This is a genomic window from Methylobacterium sp. PvP105 (assembly GCF_017876975.1).
In the GTDB taxonomy this organism is placed as follows: domain Bacteria; phylum Pseudomonadota; class Alphaproteobacteria; order Rhizobiales; family Beijerinckiaceae; genus Methylobacterium; species Methylobacterium radiotolerans.
Genome location: NZ_JAGIPA010000001.1, coordinates 1,122,012 through 1,138,607, shown reverse-complemented (window position 1 = coordinate 1,138,607; position 16,596 = coordinate 1,122,012). Strand labels below are relative to the sequence as shown.

The 16,596-nt window shown below is 63.3% G+C and carries 16 protein-coding genes and 1 pseudogene; 7 read left to right on the top strand and 10 right to left on the bottom strand.

The genetic code is table 11. The features are described 5' to 3' along the window. Positions 1-244 precede the first annotated feature (244 nt). Positions 245-463, bottom strand: coding sequence for a hypothetical protein (locus J3A75_RS05340; protein WP_070998443.1), 219 nt, complete (start codon positions 461-463; stop codon positions 245-247). 1,159 nt (positions 464-1,622) lie between these two features. Here J3A75_RS05340 and J3A75_RS05335 point away from each other — a divergent pair. The 4 genes from J3A75_RS05335 (at position 1,623) to J3A75_RS05320 (ending at position 4,080) form a co-directional block, all read left to right on the top strand. Beyond that, positions 1,623-1,898: a hypothetical protein gene (locus J3A75_RS05335; RefSeq protein ID WP_209649759.1), complete on the top strand. Its 276-nt coding sequence runs from the start codon at positions 1,623-1,625 to the stop codon at positions 1,896-1,898. 21 nt (positions 1,899-1,919) lie between these two features. Then, on the top strand, positions 1,920-2,819 hold the full coding sequence (locus tag J3A75_RS05330; RefSeq protein ID WP_209649757.1) for a hypothetical protein: 900 nt from the start codon (positions 1,920-1,922) through the stop codon (positions 2,817-2,819). A 197-nt stretch (positions 2,820-3,016) separates the two neighbouring features. Further along, the gene (locus J3A75_RS05325) at positions 3,017-3,304 is read left to right on the top strand and encodes a hypothetical protein (RefSeq protein ID WP_159392707.1); all 288 of its coding nucleotides are present in this window, start codon (positions 3,017-3,019) and stop codon (positions 3,302-3,304) included. A 581-nt stretch (positions 3,305-3,885) separates the two neighbouring features. Beyond that, entirely contained in the window at positions 3,886-4,080 is a 195-nt protein-coding gene (locus J3A75_RS05320; protein WP_133250851.1) for a hypothetical protein, read from the top strand. A gap of 305 nt (positions 4,081-4,385) precedes the next feature. Here J3A75_RS05320 and J3A75_RS37345 read toward each other — a convergent pair whose 3' ends face one another. The 4 genes from J3A75_RS37345 to J3A75_RS05300 all read right to left on the bottom strand — a co-directional run bounded on the left by J3A75_RS37345 (position 4,386) and on the right by J3A75_RS05300 (position 7,495). Beyond that, positions 4,386-5,204 carry an AMP-binding protein gene (locus J3A75_RS37345; RefSeq protein ID WP_051516175.1) on the bottom strand — a complete coding sequence of 273 codons (819 nt, stop codon included), beginning with the start codon at positions 5,202-5,204 and terminating at the stop codon, positions 4,386-4,388. Continuing rightward, entirely contained in the window at positions 5,153-5,995 is an 843-nt protein-coding gene (locus tag J3A75_RS05310) for an AMP-binding protein (protein WP_051475906.1), read from the bottom strand. Before J3A75_RS05310 ends, J3A75_RS37345 begins: the two co-directional genes overlap by 52 nt. A 501-nt stretch (positions 5,996-6,496) precedes the next feature. Beyond that, positions 6,497-6,733 carry a hypothetical protein gene (locus J3A75_RS05305; RefSeq protein ID WP_133250852.1) on the bottom strand — a complete coding sequence of 79 codons (237 nt, stop codon included), beginning with the start codon at positions 6,731-6,733 and terminating at the stop codon, positions 6,497-6,499. A 99-nt stretch (positions 6,734-6,832) separates the two neighbouring features. Continuing rightward, entirely contained in the window at positions 6,833-7,495 is a 663-nt protein-coding gene (locus tag J3A75_RS05300) for a hypothetical protein (RefSeq protein WP_159392706.1), read from the bottom strand. Between the two features lie 470 nt (positions 7,496-7,965). On the opposite strand from J3A75_RS05300, the pseudogene J3A75_RS05295 reads away from it, so the two are divergent. Next, positions 7,966-8,840 (top strand): annotated as a pseudogene (locus tag J3A75_RS05295) (IS5 family transposase). Here J3A75_RS05295 and J3A75_RS37215 read toward each other — a convergent pair. Then, complete coding sequence (locus J3A75_RS37215; RefSeq protein ID WP_158682002.1) at positions 8,833-9,174, bottom strand: hypothetical protein; 342 nt, start codon at positions 9,172-9,174, stop codon at positions 8,833-8,835. The pseudogene J3A75_RS05295 and the gene J3A75_RS37215 sit on opposite strands and share 8 nt — an antisense overlap. Continuing rightward, positions 9,171-9,569: a hypothetical protein gene (locus J3A75_RS37210; protein WP_159392705.1), complete on the bottom strand. Its 399-nt coding sequence runs from the start codon at positions 9,567-9,569 to the stop codon at positions 9,171-9,173. The genes J3A75_RS37215 and J3A75_RS37210 overlap by 4 nt, the downstream gene beginning before the upstream one ends. 651 nt (positions 9,570-10,220) lie before the next feature. Between J3A75_RS37210 and J3A75_RS05280 the strand changes: the two genes are divergently transcribed. Then, positions 10,221-10,568, top strand: coding sequence for a hypothetical protein (locus tag J3A75_RS05280; protein ID WP_159392704.1), 348 nt, complete (start codon positions 10,221-10,223; stop codon positions 10,566-10,568). 443 nt (positions 10,569-11,011) lie between these two features. Here J3A75_RS05280 and J3A75_RS05275 read toward each other — a convergent pair whose 3' ends face one another. Continuing rightward, a complete protein-coding gene (locus J3A75_RS05275) occupies positions 11,012-13,012 on the bottom strand; it encodes a glycosyltransferase (protein WP_024831176.1) in 2,001 nt (666 codons plus the stop codon). Beyond that, entirely contained in the window at positions 12,994-14,244 is a 1,251-nt protein-coding gene (locus J3A75_RS05270) for an HlyD family efflux transporter periplasmic adaptor subunit (RefSeq protein ID WP_209649755.1), read from the bottom strand. Before J3A75_RS05270 ends, J3A75_RS05275 begins: the two co-directional genes overlap by 19 nt. 727 nt (positions 14,245-14,971) lie before the next feature. Here J3A75_RS05270 and J3A75_RS05260 point away from each other — a divergent pair. Then, the gene (locus tag J3A75_RS05260; protein WP_053620294.1) at positions 14,972-15,949 is read left to right on the top strand and encodes a sensor histidine kinase; all 978 of its coding nucleotides are present in this window, start codon (positions 14,972-14,974) and stop codon (positions 15,947-15,949) included. A gap of 390 nt (positions 15,950-16,339) precedes the next feature. Here the strand turns inward: J3A75_RS05260 and J3A75_RS05255 are convergent, their stop codons facing one another. Further along, positions 16,340-16,576, bottom strand: coding sequence for a DUF6894 family protein (locus J3A75_RS05255; protein ID WP_012317391.1), 237 nt, complete (start codon positions 16,574-16,576; stop codon positions 16,340-16,342). Positions 16,577-16,596 lie beyond the last annotated feature (20 nt).

The window sequence follows — 16,596 nt, the reverse complement described above, 5'->3', positions numbered from 1 at the left end:
GCGACGCGCAAGACTGTGATCGCGCATTACAGGATGTGGCAGTCGCCTCACTATTGGCGAGACAAATAATCTTTGAGCGAGGCGCTGAAATTGCGGGTCACAGTGCTGCTCTGTAAAGAGAGTTGAGCGCCTCATGATGATTGATTGCATCACGACCGCAAACATCATAACCGACTGCGAGGGAATGATCATTCGCTCTGACGAGCCTGTATTGCGAATTAGTGCGCAGCAAGAGGTAAGGCGATCACTGGCGGGCCCTTGTGATCTCAATCTGTGCCACCGACGCAGGCGAACAGGCCAAGCGGTGAGCGATCTCTTGAAGAGGACGCAAGGCGAACGCCTCGCTCTGATCGGTGTACGCAATCGCGAGATGGCGGCCGACGATACGAGGAATCTTCTCCTGGAACGTCTGGGGCTCATCCAGCGGATCGGAGGTCCGCGCCTGCATCATCTGCGCGGTCATCCCATTGTTGAGTGGACCATTACCGAGGCAGGCAAGACTGCGCTCTCTGAGTTCATGATCGCGACAAGATGGCTCTGAACCACGGGAAGCAGAGAGGTTCGCCCCACGTGTGCGCTACGGCGGGATCCCCGGATGCCGGCCGGATCGCTCCCACCTGTGAGGTTGGATCTGGAGGAGTTGGATAGCGTCTGTGATTGCCTCAGCCAGCGCACTCAGTGGCGGCGCAACCGAATGAAATTGACCCATCGCCTGCAAACGGCGCAGGGAAGACCTTCTTCTTAAAAGCTGAGCGATGGTACCAGTTTCGACCGGGACCGATTGCCTGCCAACAGGCGCCGACAGGGCCAGTATGAACTATTTGTCGATGATGGTCCGTGAAATAATCTTTAAACCTAGAGCATTCGAAAGGACTGAGAGGATCGAAAGGCAGGCGCCAATCGGGGCGATTTTGCTCAATTTTGGGGATGCAGGAGGAGCTTGCTGATTGCCTGGGATGGGCGCATCCCTGCCAAAGTGGTAGCGAAACCTGCATCCGCTCAGGTAAACCACATGGCCGCGCTTGAACCACTGCATTGGGACGATTGGAGGCCGTCCGCTCTTCCGGCAGCACCACTCCGAAGCCGACCGGCAGCTTTCGGCCAAGTCCAGCCCCGCCGGCATGGTTCTCTGAATGGCCGAGGTGGGTGGACTTCCGCCGGTCCGCTTCCAGGCGACAATGCACGAAGGCAGACGTCGTTAGCCCGACCTAGGACGGAGCGTGACCCACGGGCGCCCGGCAGGCCCCCGCTACACCGCCGCTGTTCTCGATTATGCGCCATTCTTCGGGAGGCGTCCCGCCACGCTATAGGCCGCGCACTCGCGCGCGGCTCTGCGCCCCTGTTCCCGGAGGTGAGCGCATCGAGCCGGCGCAGGGCGCAGTCGCTCCGCCGGACCCCGTGCCGGGCAGGCAGTCTGAAATGCACTCAGTTCCTTAAAGCCACCGCCAGAGACGCCCGGCATCCAGACGGCGCAAGTTCATAACCTTTCGCCGTCACACGTTTATGCATCAGATTTGTTTACAAATACTCATTTTGTCCATCGGACAAAATTTATGCTTGACGGGTTAAGGCAACGATGCTGATAAACGGAAATTGCAGCATCGATAGGTAGGAATACAGAGATGATGATTCGGTCGATCGGGCACGCTGTGCTGTTTTCAGCGATCACTCTCGGGTCGATCACTGCTGTTTCGGCGGCTCCCGGTAACAGCGCAGGCGGCGGCAACAGCGGAAATGGCACCATTCCGGGTCATTCCAACGGTCTCGGCGGCGGAGATGGCGGCGATCACTCCGGAGGCGCACCCTCACCCGAGGTCAACGCCATGCTGGGCCTCGCCCTCGCCGGCGGCACCCTCGCGTTCCTGCGCCGCAGACGAGCAGGCAAGGCCAAGTCGTAAGCTTGACCTGCAGGCCCACCCATGAAGGCGCAGACTTCGTCTCAGTCGGGGTTCGTAGCGGTGACCGGCCGGGAGCTGGCCTCACTCTTCGCCATGCCGGCCGCCAGCTGGGCAATGCTGGTGTTCGCCTGCGGCACGGCCCTCTCGGCGGCGCTGCAGCGCCTGCTGCTCGAGCACGATCCGGGCACGCAGCGCCTGATCGAGCTCGATCTCGGCGAGATGTTCGCCACCGTCGCTGTCGTCGCGCTCGTGCTCTTCTCGCGCAAGACGCGGTCCGCGCTGCAGCCGATCGACCTCGCTTTCCTCTGCGTCTGCGCCCTGCCCTGGCTCCTGCCCGAGGCCCACGCGGTCTATGCCGGCATGACGATTGTTGCCCTTTGGCTGATCGCCCGGCGCGCCCACGATCGCTTATTGGTCGAGGTCGGGCAGGTCTGGCTCGCCCTTTCCCTGTGCGAGCTGTGGAGCAAGCTCGCCTTTAAGCTGTTCTATCCCCTTATCGCCCCCGCCGAGGTAGCCTTCATGGCCTGGGTCGGGCGCTCGGCCATCCCAGGCCTGTATGCCAGTGGCCTCTACCTGAGCGGCCGCCCGGGCTGGTCAATCGTCATGCTGGAGGGCTGCTCAGCGTTTCACAACCTGTCGCTGGCGGCTCTCATCTGGCTGTGCGTGCTCAGGATCGCCGGCCGGCGGGCCACCCGTGGGGCGGCCGCAGCCCTGGCGGCGAGCGCCGCACTCGTCGTGGCGATCAACGTTGCTCGGATCCTGGCCATGCTGCCCTCGCAGGAGGCCTACTCGTTCTGGCACGATGGCATTGGCTCGGTCATCGTCGCCCTCGCGGCTGCCACGGCCTCGGTGCTGCCGATCGTTGTTGTCGTCGAGCGTGCCGTCGGAAGCGAGCCGTGCTCGGCCCCGCCAAAGGCCTGAGGCCGGCCGATCGCGCGGCGTTGGCCGTCCTTTGCCTGCTCCTCGTCATTTCGGTGTGTGGGCGCCTCTACGCCTGCTGTCTGCTCGAGCCGGCTCTGGAACCCACCACTATCGTAGCTGCGAATGCAGACCATTTCCTGCCGCGGGCGGAGGGCCCGCGCCGTGCGGTTCCGGTAGGCGCTTGCGCCGGTCCCGTCATGATCGAGTTCGTAGAGCCTATTTCACACGGCCGGGACACGCTTCTAGTGGCACCGCCCGACCAGGGCGACCGAGTCTTCTACGTATATCAGGGCTGGATTCTGCACGATCCGAATGGCGCGATGAAGCTGAGTGCGCTACACGTCCTGCGTCGCGCGATGGGTCTCGTCGGCCTCGTTGCGGCCAGCGAGCGGGACAAGCTTGCCATGAAGGTCATCGTGCCTGCCGGCTGCAGCGCTTCCCCCAACGCCGTAGTGGCCGCGCTGCCGGGCAAGGCGCGGCCCTGAGTCTCATCACTGCGCCGACCGGCTGCAGCCATTGCGGAAGCGGTGGTCGATGCCATGCCGCCGTAGCGGTTAGATCGCGCAGTATCGCAGATAGTCCATCAGTCCGCTTTCGACGGTGCCTAACAGGCTAACGCCGAATGACCTGAGGTCGAAATCTAGATGGTGGCTCAGGATCGATCCACCTGGTTCATTTTGGAGGATAATGCCTAGAACCGACACTGAGAAGGACATTAATCTCTTTCGCCGACACGCTGAATATTGCAATCTCGTTGATCCCTCAGTCGGAAAAGCCGCTTCAGCTTCGTCACTAACAACCCTGCGGTCTGAGATTTGTCCTGCCCCTCTTGGTGCAAGACGCGAAGACGACGCAACAGAGCGGTGACCTCCGCGTCGGCCGTCACGATGTCAGGGTTCTTTCGCAGCAGTTCTTCGATCCAAAAGTCCGACATGCTCCTACCGAAGCTGTTCGCGGCAGAGACCACCCGTTGCCTCAAGGAGGTCATCATCGCCTCACATCTCACGACTTCGTGAGGTATGGTACTTGCTGTACATGATATCTGTTCGGCATGGGGAAGCCAGCCATGCCTGATGAAAAGCCCGTTGCGACGGCTGTGGCTGTCCGCGAACTGATCGATATCGAGCTCATCGACGGGGGTGACACCGTAGCTGCCCGCTTCATCGCGGCAGATGGCCAGATCGTCGGCGTGGTCATCCCACGAAGGGTGTTTACCGAGTTGCAGGTGACGGTACCTGATGGCTCGGATCGTAAGCGCTAGGCCGGGCTTGTATCGAACAGATGGCCAGCGACCGCTTTGTAGATGCGCCCCTGGCCAATCGGGCGGCTGGGTTGGGTCGGTCCGAGGCCTTCCGCTTTTCCTGTCGGTCGTCTCCGAAGCGCCCGTTCTGCTTCCGGCCAGAATCCGTCGTACAGAATCGTTATGGCGCGCAGAACCGGACGTTCGGCTTGGCGCCCATCCCGACCTTTCAGCACGCTTCGTAGCCATCTCCGAAGCGGACGTCCCGGTAGCTGTATCTACAGGATGGGAGAAGGTGATTCGACTGAGACCGGGTACCGCGCGGCTTAGGCGGATGCCGCCGCGGCCAACAGCGGCGCGCGGACGCGTTTCATTTCCGTGGGCGCAGGCTCGTCAAGTGCAGTCCTCGCCAACCCGCGCGATGGCGCGAACTGCCTCCCGGTCTGGCTTGCCCTGCTCCGTGCGCGGGACCCGCGGCACTGGGAGGAACCGAACTCGCGACGCCATGCCGGGACCATGGACGGCATCGACCGCTCGCTGGCAGGCGAGGACATCCAGGGCGTCCTCCGGCCACGCCTCCACAACCGCGGTCCAGGTCGCGGTCCACAGTTCGTGACGACCACGGCGTACCGAACGGAGGTGACGCCACAGAGGGTGTCCTCGACCATCGTCGGCGTAAGCGTGCGTCCATCGACCGAGAGGGCGTCCACAGCTCGACCGAGAGTATGCAGGCGGCCGGCCGCATCGAGCCGTCTTAGGTCTCCGGAGCGGTACCAGCCATCGTGGAAGGCCGCCGCGTCCAGATCGGGCCGGTTGAGGTAGCCGCTGGCCATCGCGGGCGAACGCACCTCGACCGAGCCCCCCTCTTCGGGAGCCGCGAGGCCACCCTCGCCCCGCCGGAACCTGACCTCGACGCCGGGAAGGATGGGCCCGGCGGAGCCGAAGCTCTCGGCGTCGGAGATGTCGTGCCCAGAGGGCGGCAGGACGCTGATCAAGCCCATCTCGCTGGCCCCGTAGGTGTGGGCGACGACCGGGCCGAGGCGCGCGCGGGCTTGGCGGCGCAGCGTGGGCGGCGCGGACGCCCCGACATGCGTCAGGCAGCGCAGCGACGAGAGATCCCGCCGCGCGACGTCCGGGTGGTCCATGAGCTCAACAATTGCGGCTCGACCAGGAAGAGGTCCGTGATGCGCTCACGCTGAATGATGCCGAGGGTGTCGGCCGGATCGAAGCCGTCCCGCAGCACGACCGTTCCCCCGCCGAGCAAGGTCATGTCGACCAACACTTGGGACAGGTACGCGAGGCGTCCGTTGACGAGTTGACGCCTTTCCGCGGAACTCAGGACGTCGACAATGGCGGCGTAGGCGGCGAATGTGCGCCAACTCCCCTTGAGTACGCCCGTGCTGCCGCCGGAGGAGATCACGACGCCGAGGTCGTCCGGCCTGGCCGCGCAGGCGAACCACTCGGTGGCTTGGGCCCTCGGCCAGCGCATCGAGTGGCCTCGGCCGGAGCCGGCGACGCCGCCTCCGGCCGAGGCCACCCCGATGCCACCATCAACCGGGACGAGCTTCGCGGTCTCGGGGAAGACAACGAGGAGGTCCGGCGCCGTCAATCCCAGGAGTTCCGCCTGCGCGGCCGACGATGCCGTGACAGACAGGAAGGTCGTCGCGGCTGCGATCAAGTTCGCGGCGTAGCGCACGGCGAGGGCCGCCGGACAGTTCGGGGCCAGGAGGGCTAGGAGCGAGCTTCGCCGGATCCCGATGCCGAACAGGGCGCGGGCGTAGCGATGCACGGACGCGAGCAGTTCGCCAGCGGTAACGGTCGCACCGTCGTATCGAAGGGCCGGAGCGGAGATGTTCCGGCTCAGCCGCTTGATCGACTCGGCGACGTAGACCGAGGTGGTCGCCGGGTACCCTGACGGCACGGTGCCGCTCGTCACGACGCGGCCCGCTGTCCGGACACGAAGCGACCGACGGCCGGCCCGCGATAGAAACCGGACAACCGATCTCACCACCGGCGATCATATGTCGGTTCGAAATGTATAGCTTTGCGCCGTTTCGGAAAAGTTTTCGCAAACATCGTGCGGCTCGATGGCTTATGAAGACTTGCTAAGCCAAGCGGTTCGCTGCTTCAGTTCCAAGACGTCACGACGGAGTGGGGCATGAAGCGCACAATCGCGGGCGTATCGATCTGTTTCGGGATGTCCGGCCTGAGCTCGATACCGGCTCAGGCGCTGTCAGTCGTCACCTCTCCCGGCTCCGGCAGCCCGGTCGAGCTCATCGCCGAGATACATCAGCCACCTTCACCGGAGAGCACCCGCCAAAGGTTGCGATAGCCTTCGCCGGTCAGAACGGCATCGGCGGGTCGGCTCGCGTTCCAGTCCACGGCACCCATGGCGTTCAAGCACTGTCGTGCCTTTCCCACCGGGTACTGAGCATCGTCATCCTTTACGGTCGATCGATACAGCTCGGCGAGTTTTTCCGCTGCGCTTCGTGGTGCAGAGTTCATCCGCAATCAGCACGGCCGCCTCCGTACGAACTCCATGATAGATCATCGCAGGAAGCGCATCGAGACGGCGTCGACCCCGCTCGGTCAGCGCGTCGAAGTTCACTCCGGTCATGCGGCTGAGCGCTGAAATACCCCACGTACCATTGTTGACGATCGCTCGATAGAGCACCCTGAAGGGTTCAGCCAGGGCATCAGTATCTGATACATTTATTCCCTTCAAAAATTATTTTTTGGACATCTCTTCAAGAGCGTTGCTCTTGATTAAATCTTAATTGACAATAGATAATAGCGCATTTTCTAAACATTCGCCGCTGTATTTCTCCAGCTCCTCCTTGAGTTGAAGAATCTGCAACATGACTCCGGAGAGATCAGCCATTTTGCCGCTCTTTCCGAACAGGCCTTCCGGTGCCCAGTCGCTCGGCGTGAGCTTCTTCTCCAGATTCTGAAGGCCTTTGAGCGCTTCCCGAACGCCTTCGGGAGAGAACCCGGTCAAGTCTGCGAGGTCGGCAAAGCCGGAATTCTTGGCAAGGTTGCGGGCGTAGCTCTGCGTTGCGTCAAGCAACATGTCTGCCTTGGATCTCGCACTCGGATCGTTGCGCAACGTCGCGTAGCCGTAGGTCTGCCTGAGAAGCTGCTCGGACTTGGCGAGCACCGCGTCGAGGTTCTTCTCGGCCCAAAGATGCGCGACGTAACACCGAAAATCGACCCATTGGGGCGCATAGATGATGGATTGAAGTTCGTTTAGACGTCCGCGGGCCTCGAGATCGTCGATCAGAGAGACCGAGCGTGAGGCCAGCGCACCGGTGTTCCGGCCGACGTACTCGATGAGCTCGCGTCGGGAGGTGCCCTCCGCGAGTCCGACGACACCGACGCTATCGTGCCCGATGTGCCCTGCCCTACCCATTAGATTCCAGAACTCGCGCGGAGACATCTCGATCGAGCGTCCATCTTGCGGAACGTGACGCGATGCCGGGAATATGGACGAAACGGGGAAATTGATGCCTTGCGCGATGGTCGAGGTTGCACACAGACCCTAAGGTGACCGGCCTCGGCAAGCCATTCCATCAGCGTCCTGATCTCGTCCGACAGGCCGGCGTGATGGACTCCGACCCCGTGCTCAAGCGTCGCAATCAGTTCGAAGTCTGCACTGACCTCCGTGCGCAGATAGTCCTGCACGAGCCGAACTTCGTCGGGTTTTCTTGCGAATTCCGGAAGAGTGGCCGCCGCGTGACGGGCCATCGACCAGACGGTGTCGATCCTGTTTGCGACGCCAATGCTGCTACGACCGCGCTCCGACATCACGCAGGCTATCGCTGCCGTCTGCAGGCCAAGTCCGATCTGCGTGCCGCCGATGAGCACCTTGCTCTTCGGAACGTCGATCGGTTTCACGGGACCGGCCGAATGCGTGCCGCGGAGCGGCATGGCCTTTTCAGTGACGGTCAGGCTCTCGAACTGACTGACGCGCAGTGGGAGCAGATCGCCCCGCTGCTGCCTCCGCAGAAGCCGCGCACGGGCCGGCCTGCGGAGGATCACCGGCAAGTCCTCAACGGCATGCTCTGGATCGAAGCGCATGGGCGCATCCTGGGAGGATCTCCCGGCGCGCTATCGTGCTGTGGGAACGGTGTCGAGCCGGTTCTACCGGTGGCGCAAGGCCGGCGTGTTCGACCGGGTGCTGCGGCGGTTGCAGGCGCAGGCGGATGCGCGCGGCGACCTCGACTGGGACCTGCACTTCGTGGACGCCACGGTGGTGCGCGCCCACCAGCACGCCGCCGGGGCACGCCGGTCCGGCGCCGTCGGGGGGTGAGGCGACCGTCGAGGGCGTGGGCGAAGCGCGCGGGCGCAGCCAGGGTGGCTTCTCGACCAAGCTGCATCTGCGTGCCGAGGGCGGGGGTAAGCCGATCACGGCGGTGCTGACGGCGGGCGAGCGCCACGAGCAGTTTGCGTTGAATGCGCTCATGGACAAGGGCGCGGTGCCACGTCCAGGGCGAGGCCGCCCGCGCCTACGTCCCCGCCGGACGGCAGGCGACCGGGGCTACTCCAGTCCGCCGGCCCGTTGTCGCCTCTGACAACGCCGGGTCGAGCCGGTGATCCCCACCCGCAAGGATCAGCCCCGCCAGCTCGATTTCGACAAACCCGCCTACCGCCAGAGCAACAAGGTCGAGCGGTTGATCGGCCGGCTCAAGCAGTATCGCCGCATCGCCACCCGCTACGAGAAGCTAGCCGCAAACTACCTCGCTATCGTCACGCTCGGCATGACGATGCTCTGGCTCAGATGACTTTGCAGAGACGCCCTAGTGGCGCGCCATCTCGATCGTGCGCTGATCCAGGCCTGCGCGGGTTCGCCGGGCTGCGCGACGGGCGGCGCATGCACGACCTGATGTCGAGCGCGCGGTACCGGGCGCTCTGGCCGCACCGCGCGCTGTCCCGCTCGGGCGCGATCGCGTTCGCCAATACGGCGACCGGCTCGCGCGAGGGCATGCCATTCGCCACGCTGACCGCGAGCCGCGGCGACCGGGTCATCATCGACGATCCCCGCTTCACCGAGATGGTCGAGACCGAGCGCGAGCGGACGCTGCGGATCTTCCGCGAATCGGTGACGACGCGCCTCAACGACCCGGCGCTCCGCGATCGTGGTAATCATGCAGCGCCTGCACGAGCGCGACGTAACGGGCGAGATCCTGCGGCTCGGCCCGGGCTACGTTCACCTGATGCTGCCAATGGAGTTCGAGCCGGACCGCGGCTGCCGGACGCCGAGCTTTGCCGATCCGCGCACGCTCGACGGCGAATTGCTGTTCCCGGAGCGCTTCCCGCGTACGCGCCGAGCGCGACAAGATCCCGCTCGGCGCGTACGCGGTGGCAGGCCAGTTCGAACAGAGGCCCGCCCCGCGCGAGGGCGGGCTGTTCGACCGGTCGACCTTGTGCAGAACGTCCGAGACGCTCCACGGTCCCGCGCTCACTGAAATCGAGACGGTCGCGGGCTCCGATTCAACGACCGCGCCACCCACCAGCCCTGACCTCGGCCACGGTGCGCCACCGCGTCTCCGTCGGAGGCCTCATGCCCGAGCTGTCCCTATCCTGCCGCTGACGAAAGTCGATGCGGCCAACCAGCTCGACTACGACCTGGCTGATCGTCGCTCATCAAGGTCGGCCCTCGCGACGATGGAGGGCGATCAGCCCGGGCCGCGCCATCTCGTCGGCCTCGCGGTCACGAAGGGGGGTGAGGGTGACACCGGCGCCTCCGAAACATCCTCAGCGGGGGCGATCCGCGACCACGTGGCCAAGATGAGCCCGGAGTCGCGCGGATTTTCTGATCAAGGTCTCGCACCAGATCCCGCAGCAAGTCGCGCGCTGATGCGCTCGCACCCGCCCTCTGCGGACGGTCGCCCGCGACCACGTGTGATCCCATCGTGTTAAAGGAACGCATCAATGCTCTTCTCGAAAGCGGCGGCATCATGAAACGGTTAATGCGGCAATGAATGCCAGTATATAGACATTTCATGTCGAAGATTCTACAATTAAACGTCTGCTAACGCTCCGCGCCGTAAATCCTGCACCCAAGCCGCTGCGTCGCAAAATTAATTCTCTAGATATCTGTGGTCCACTATGAGATCTCCAAACCCAAGCGCCTCCTTGGCGTGCAGGAGAGGAGAACCTCTGTGGCATCAGCATACGTGATCGGCGGGATCTTAGTGCTCGGCGCGCTCACGGGCGCAGCAGATGGAGCGATAGCTGCCTGCAACGTCCAATTACATATAGCGAACACATGTCTGGGCAATTTCAAGTCCGCGACAGGCCGTGGCAGCGATCTTTTGAAATCGACGGAGGAGCGCATCGGCGCCGATGTGAAGATGGGGGCTTGTTCATCCACTGACCGGGCCGAAATCGGCCGCGCCTCGTGGAATGCCGGTGAGAGGGCAATGCAGCTCTCTCAAGATGGGCAGCTCAAATCGACCAGTGAGGTCCAAGAATTTTGTCTCAATCATGCTCGAAAATTTTCCAATTGAAATTATATATATTATGCGGACGACAAATAACTTTCTATAATACAGTTATAACTGTAATTTTCATTGCATTGCCGTGGAGCAAATTTGTAAATTACTATTTCCCGCCTGTCCGCTGCACGACAGACTTGCTGTTTGAGAATGCGCTGCCAGCTCGCGGCCAACTCAGACAGGGTCACTTCGTTCGTCGAAGGCAGTCCCACGTCTGGGTCGAGGCTCCTGAGGTTTATGGTCGCCTTCGGCACCTACGGCTTGCTGTGGAAAGCATACAGGATGACGTGCAACTCCGACGGCCGGACCGTCTCCACGAAAGCACGGCCGAGCGACCTGACGAGCCGCGCTACACCCGCGTCAATCGGCCAGCGACCGGGTGAAAGCTCGGATGCTGCCACCCTCGGTAAGATCGACTTCGTCAAAGCCTCCGCACGGCTCGGCGCGGAGGCGCGCTAAATGATCTCCGGGCTTTTGCCGAACATCCGCGACCATACCCCGCCTGCGATAGCCGACTTGTCGAGGTCGTGGATGTCCTGGCTGTAGCGGCCTGTGTAGAGCTTGACGATCATGCGGTCGCGGCATTCGCCCTCCAGCTTGAACCTGAATTTCACGCTGACCGGCTTGCCCGCCTTCGGAGCCGCGACCTTCTCGACTGTGCAGCGCAGGTGCGGGAAGGCGTCCATCTCGACCCACATGTAATCACCGGTGCGCAGGCCCGGGGGCGTGGCGAACTCAGCGATTCCCCCGTCCAGCGAGAGACTGACGATGCGCGCCTCGCGGTACGTCTCACTCACACCGAGCACGCGTGCGCGCTCGTTCGTGGAGAAGGACTCTACGAGGGGACGTGGCTTCTCAAAGCAGATCAGCGCAGCGATCATCAGAACCACGATATTGATTACCGCCCAGTAGGCTGACACCACCGAGAACTCGCCCTCACCGATCCGCGACCATTCGGGTACGATGTTGACGATAAGACCGAGCGACGTGATCGCGATCAAGGAGGCGATCCAGAGGAACGTGTAGGCGTCGAACTCGGACTCCTCATTGCCCGAGCCCTTCGGCGTCACCTTGAAGGGCACGCCGAAGGGCTTGATCAGGCTGGAGAGCACGACGGGCAACATGCGGAAAGTCGCGAAGGTGCCGACCGCCGAAGAGATCAGGGGCAGGTACCGCGTCGGCGTGAGCCAGCCCATCAGCAGGAAATAGCCGACCAGCACAGGAAGCTGGTAGCGCACGATGTCCTCGGTGCCGGTGAAGTAGAGCGGCGCCGATCCCGTCCACAGGTAGACGGCGGGCACGATCAGGATCACGAAGCGGACGGTGTACTGAACCAACCAGGACAGGGGTATGAACATCACCCGCTGGAACAGGTTGAGGCCAGGACCGCGCAGCGGGCCGTTATGGAGGTAGATCGTCTGGATGCCGCCCCGGCACCAGCGCCCGCGCTGCACGAAGTAGCCCTTCAGGTTCTCGGCCGCCAAGCCCATCGACAGCCGCTCGTTGAGGTACCGGGTCTTGTAGCCTTTGTTGAGCATCGCGAGCGTGGTGAGCAGATCCTCGGTGATCGAGTCGTGCGGGAAGCCGCCGATCGCGTCGATGGCGGCCCGCCGAGCGATGGAGCAGGACCCGCAGCAGAAGCTCACGTCCCAGGCATCGCGGGAGGTGGCCATCTCGTCGAAGAACAGCCGCTGCTCGTCGGGCCAGACCTTCTCGAGATTGAGGTTCGACTGTACCGGGTCCTTGTTGAAGAAGTGCTGCGGCGTCTGAACGATGCCGATGGTCGGGTCCCGGAAGAAGGGCAGCGTGCGGCGCAGGAAATTGCGGTACGGCACGAAGTCGGCATCGAAGATCGCGACGAAGGCACCCGACGAGACCTTCAGGCCGTTGTTCATGTTCCCCGCTTTGGCGTGGCTGTTGTCCGGGCGCGTGACGTGGATCGCGCCCTTCGACTCACAATAGGCGCGCAACCAGTCGCGGCGCTTGTCGTCGAGGACATATATTTTCAGCTTGTCTCGCGGATAGTCGAGCGCGAGAGCCCCGACGATGGTCCGTTCCAGAACATCCAGAGGCTCGTTGTAGGTCGGAATGAACACGTCGACGGTGGGCAGGCTGTCAGGGCGGGTGGCGAAGAACGATTGCTCCAGGCGGTCGGCCTCGGCGTGCCGATCGACGTAGCGGCTCATCGCCACCAGGAAGAGCAGGATGTCGGCGAAGGCACCCATTTCGACGCAGAACACGAACCACGTCCAGAAGAAGCCGAAGCTTCGATCCGCTGGGTAGGGCAAGACGGTGTGGAAGAAGCGCCACCAGAGATAGCGCACGGCGACGAGCAGCACGAAGGCGCAAGTCACCGCGCGCGTCCACGTGCGATCCCGCGGCCAGTTCAGGGCGAAGATAAAGAAGAAGGCCGCTACGAAAAGCGTCGGCCCGAGGCTCACGAGATGCTGAACCACAGGCCCTTCACCCAATTCATGACCGGATCGAGGGCGGTTTGAAGGGACGACCCGGCACGCGCGAACCGAACTTGAACCGTGCGACCCACCTGGCAGAAATTGGCGTAATCGGTCTGCATATCGCTCGGGTCGAGCGCGACCCGGATGCGGGCATTCTTGCCCCGGCTTTGCGGCGGGATCGCTGCCAGCACCACCTCTTCGACGGCGGCTGCCGACCCGCGCACCGACAAAACACGACCAGGGATCACCTGGGACGTTCCGAGCAGCCGTACATCGGCGCTGTCGCCCGGCTTGATCTCATCGTAGTTCACCTCGTCCACGAGGATGTCCACGAACAGGTCGCGACAGTCGAGCAGGCGCATCAACTCGTTGCCGACCAGCACGTTTGAGCCAGCCACGACGTTGTTGCGCCAGATGACACCCTTGAACGGAACCTGCACCGCGACGAAGGAGAGCCGGTCGTTCCGGGAGCGCTCCAAAGAAAGCTGGAGGCTCAACTGCTGGGTGCGAGCTTTCTCGATCCGGATCTGCGCCTCGACGTTGGCGAGCTGGATCGTGACCTCGTCGATACGCTGCTGCGAGTAGGGTACGTCATTGCGGCCCTCGCCGACGAAGGTGCCGCGCTTGAGCGCATCCAACTGGCGCTGGAGCCGCTCCAGCTCGGCCTTGGCGATGTTCTGCTCACTGCCGGCGCCGACTGAGGCGGCGCGGGCTTGTTCGACCGAACTCCCTGCCACCACGCCGGTCGCGCCGAGCGTCTGCTTGCGCGCAAGGTCCGCCTCGGCGGAGGTCTTGTTGGCCTGCGCCGTCGCGATGCGCTGCTGACGGATGATGATCTCTTGCTGAATGCTCACTATGCTCGCCTGCTGGTACTCTCTGAGGCGACCGATCAGATCAGTTTTGAGTGCAGATAGATCCTTCGCTTGCAGCTCGAGTGCCCGCAACTTTTCCTTGGATGCAGCCAAGTCAGCATCTAATTGCGCCTCGGCGGTTCGCGCGATGCGGCCATTGTTGATGAAGAACACCGAGGTATCCTCGGGCAGCGCCGACCCGACCTTAGGCGGCGTATCGGAGACCACGCCCTCGATGGGCGCCGACACGACGGCGAAGCGCGCGTTCACGGTGCCGTCTAGGCTGGTGTAGCCTGTGAAGCTTGGAAGGACTGCTAGGATGGCAGCACTCAGGAGGAGCACGCCGACCAGCACGCGCATCCAGCGACTGTTCCAGGGCATTCGGCGCCTCAGTTTTGTATGATTGTTTTCAGATCCGGTATCGCTTCTGTCCGTATCGAGCACAACTACGCGAATTAGGCGCCAGTTCCGCCTCGAGATACATCCGGCGAGCTTTGAATCGCGCTCCGAATCTCCGAGATTGCTATAGTTCATGGACTATTAATTTGAAGCTCCGGAGCCGGCCCCGCGCTGATTGGGACGAGTTTGCGGGTAGCGCGTCGGTAGGTGAAGGAGCTTGCTCATGCCTTCGCCCCTGTTTCTGGACCTGCGCGAACGTGTTACGGCTGCCGTGGTGGCGGGTGCCTCCTGACGCTGCGCCGCGGCCCGCTGCGCGTCCTCGGCGACGGCGTTTCGCCTCGGAGAGAGCGACGTCGGCGCACTGCATCAGCTCTTCAGGGCTCGACCGATCCTCGCATCCGCTCAAATTAAGGCTGCAGCCAATGGAAGCGGCGCACTCGTTGAGCGCGTACGGTCTTTCGATCTCGGCGATGATGTCTTCTGCAAGGCGTGCGGCCGAATCGGAACCCGATCGGACAATCATCGCCATCTCGTTCGTCACTGAAGGCTCGCGATGCCGGACAGGTCTCCCGCCCGAGGCCCTGTTCGCGCATCCTCGCGGAGGATGACAGCGTGATCGAGCTATGCCGGAGCCGGCACGTCATCCGCGGGTTATATGCCGGCATCGCAACGGGCGGGTCACCCCGATAGGCAGGCACGCGAGAACGACATGAACGGGGGGCTCGAATTGACCGGTGACGAGTGGACGTTGGCGAATTTCACCGGCGCGATTCACCGGGGCGGCGTCGGCCTCTGGGCGTGGTCGCCGACCCAACGGGTAGCCCAGCTCGACAGCCTGTGTCGCGAGTTCTGGGGCGTCTCCGGAGCCGTCGTCGACATCGACGTGCTGTTCGCGCGCGTCAACGCCGCCGATCGCAGTGCGATGGTGAAGGAATGGGCGGCCAGTGAGCGGGACCCGCATCCTTACAGCTTCGACTTCCGTATTGGCGAGGGTGCGGACGCGCGCTGGATCTCGGCGCGAGGTGTCGGCGGGGACGCCGGTCGGGTCGGGGAATGGGTTCAAGCCATTTTCCTCGACATCACGGACCGCAAGCGGGCCGAGGAGGCCGAACGGCTTCTAACCGCTGAACTCGCGCACCGGGTCTCGAACATGTTCACCGTAGCCCGGGCACTGACTTCCATCGTCGCCCGAGACGCAACGTCGGCGGCGCTTTTCGCGGAGGACCTGTCGCGGCGGTTCGGCGTGCTGCACGAGGCGACCGTCCTGGCAACACGCGCTCAGCAAGGCGAGAGCGGGAACGTCTCGATGGGCATCCTCGCCGAGCGCATCTTGGCGCCTTATAGGCACGGCAACAATATCGAGATCGACATCGATGACGCCGTGGTTGCCACCCAAGGCAAGGTCAACGACTACGCGATGATCTTTCACGAGCTCGCCACCAATTCGGCCAAGTACGGGGCCCTTTCGGGCGGCGGGACCCTCAAGGTTCAGGGACAGATGGCCGCCGATGGGATGCACGTGACGTGGCGAGAGCGGTCAGCGCCTTCGGAGGTGCCTAAGGCCGATGGAACCGGGTTCGGGTCGCGGCTACTCAAGCAGACCATCGAGCGAAGCCTGGGCGGTCGCTTCGAGCGCGCCATCGACGGGAAGGGCCTGCGCTTCGCGATGGTTATCCCGCAAACCTGACGCGTGAACCACGCAAGGTGCCGCGCCGGCGACGTCGTCCGGCCGGCGGTACGTATGCCCTCGGCCGCCGTTTCATGGCGAATTTTGGCCCACCGCCCGGCATCCGCTTCTCAGATCTGACACCCGAAACCGGAACAGCAGGACTCTCCTCGTCGCGGACGGCGCGAAGCTTTCGTGCTGGGGTACGACTGGTGCCTTCGGCCGCCAAGTTGACAGCTCAGTGCTCGAATCGCAGCGCAGAAGCGAAGCACCGCAATCTCTATGTCGGGGATTCGAGTCCCTCCCTCGCTACCATCGAATCCAGCCCGCCTGGTTCCACACACGGCGGCCTTTCCGGGCGCCGACTCAACCAGAGGCACGAACTTTTCGGCAGTTCCGCACCCCTGAGCCTCAGCCGACGGGGCCGGCATCGAGCGACACCCGGAAGCGCATCCGCACCACGCCCGCGTCGTCGCGGACCGCCGCGATGTAATCCTGACGCCCGGGCCGGTCGGAGAGCCCCTGGGCGATGCGCGTCATGATCTTCACAGCCTGCGAACGGGCGGCTTCGAGACTGGGCAGGTCGTAGCCGTCCTTGTCGCGGACCAGTTCGGTTCCGTCGTGCAGATCGATGAAGAAGCGGGGCATGGGCGGCTCGGCGGGGGGAT

What these genes read in the sequence shown, in the direction of transcription:
- J3A75_RS05340 (WP_070998443.1), bottom strand. Translation starts at nt 463, where the DNA reads ATGACCGCGCAGATGATGCAGGCGCGGACCTCCGATCCGCTGGATGAG.
- J3A75_RS05335 (WP_209649759.1), top strand. Translation starts at nt 1,623, where the DNA reads ATGATGATTCGGTCGATCGGGCACGCTGTGCTGTTTTCAGCGATCACT.
- J3A75_RS05330 (WP_209649757.1), top strand. Translation starts at nt 1,920, where the DNA reads ATGAAGGCGCAGACTTCGTCTCAGTCGGGGTTCGTAGCGGTGACCGGC.
- J3A75_RS05325 (WP_159392707.1), top strand. Translation starts at nt 3,017, where the DNA reads ATGATCGAGTTCGTAGAGCCTATTTCACACGGCCGGGACACGCTTCTA.
- J3A75_RS05320 (WP_133250851.1), top strand. Translation starts at nt 3,886, where the DNA reads ATGCCTGATGAAAAGCCCGTTGCGACGGCTGTGGCTGTCCGCGAACTG.
- J3A75_RS37345 (WP_051516175.1), bottom strand. Translation starts at nt 5,204, where the DNA reads ATGGACCACCCGGACGTCGCGCGGCGGGATCTCTCGTCGCTGCGCTGC.
- J3A75_RS05300 (WP_159392706.1), bottom strand. Translation starts at nt 7,495, where the DNA reads ATGTCTCCGCGCGAGTTCTGGAATCTAATGGGTAGGGCAGGGCACATC.
- J3A75_RS05270 (WP_209649755.1), bottom strand. Translation starts at nt 14,244, where the DNA reads ATGCCCTGGAACAGTCGCTGGATGCGCGTGCTGGTCGGCGTGCTCCTC.
- J3A75_RS05260 (WP_053620294.1), top strand. Translation starts at nt 14,972, where the DNA reads ATGAACGGGGGGCTCGAATTGACCGGTGACGAGTGGACGTTGGCGAAT.
- J3A75_RS05255 (WP_012317391.1), bottom strand. Translation starts at nt 16,576, where the DNA reads ATGCCCCGCTTCTTCATCGATCTGCACGACGGAACCGAACTGGTCCGC.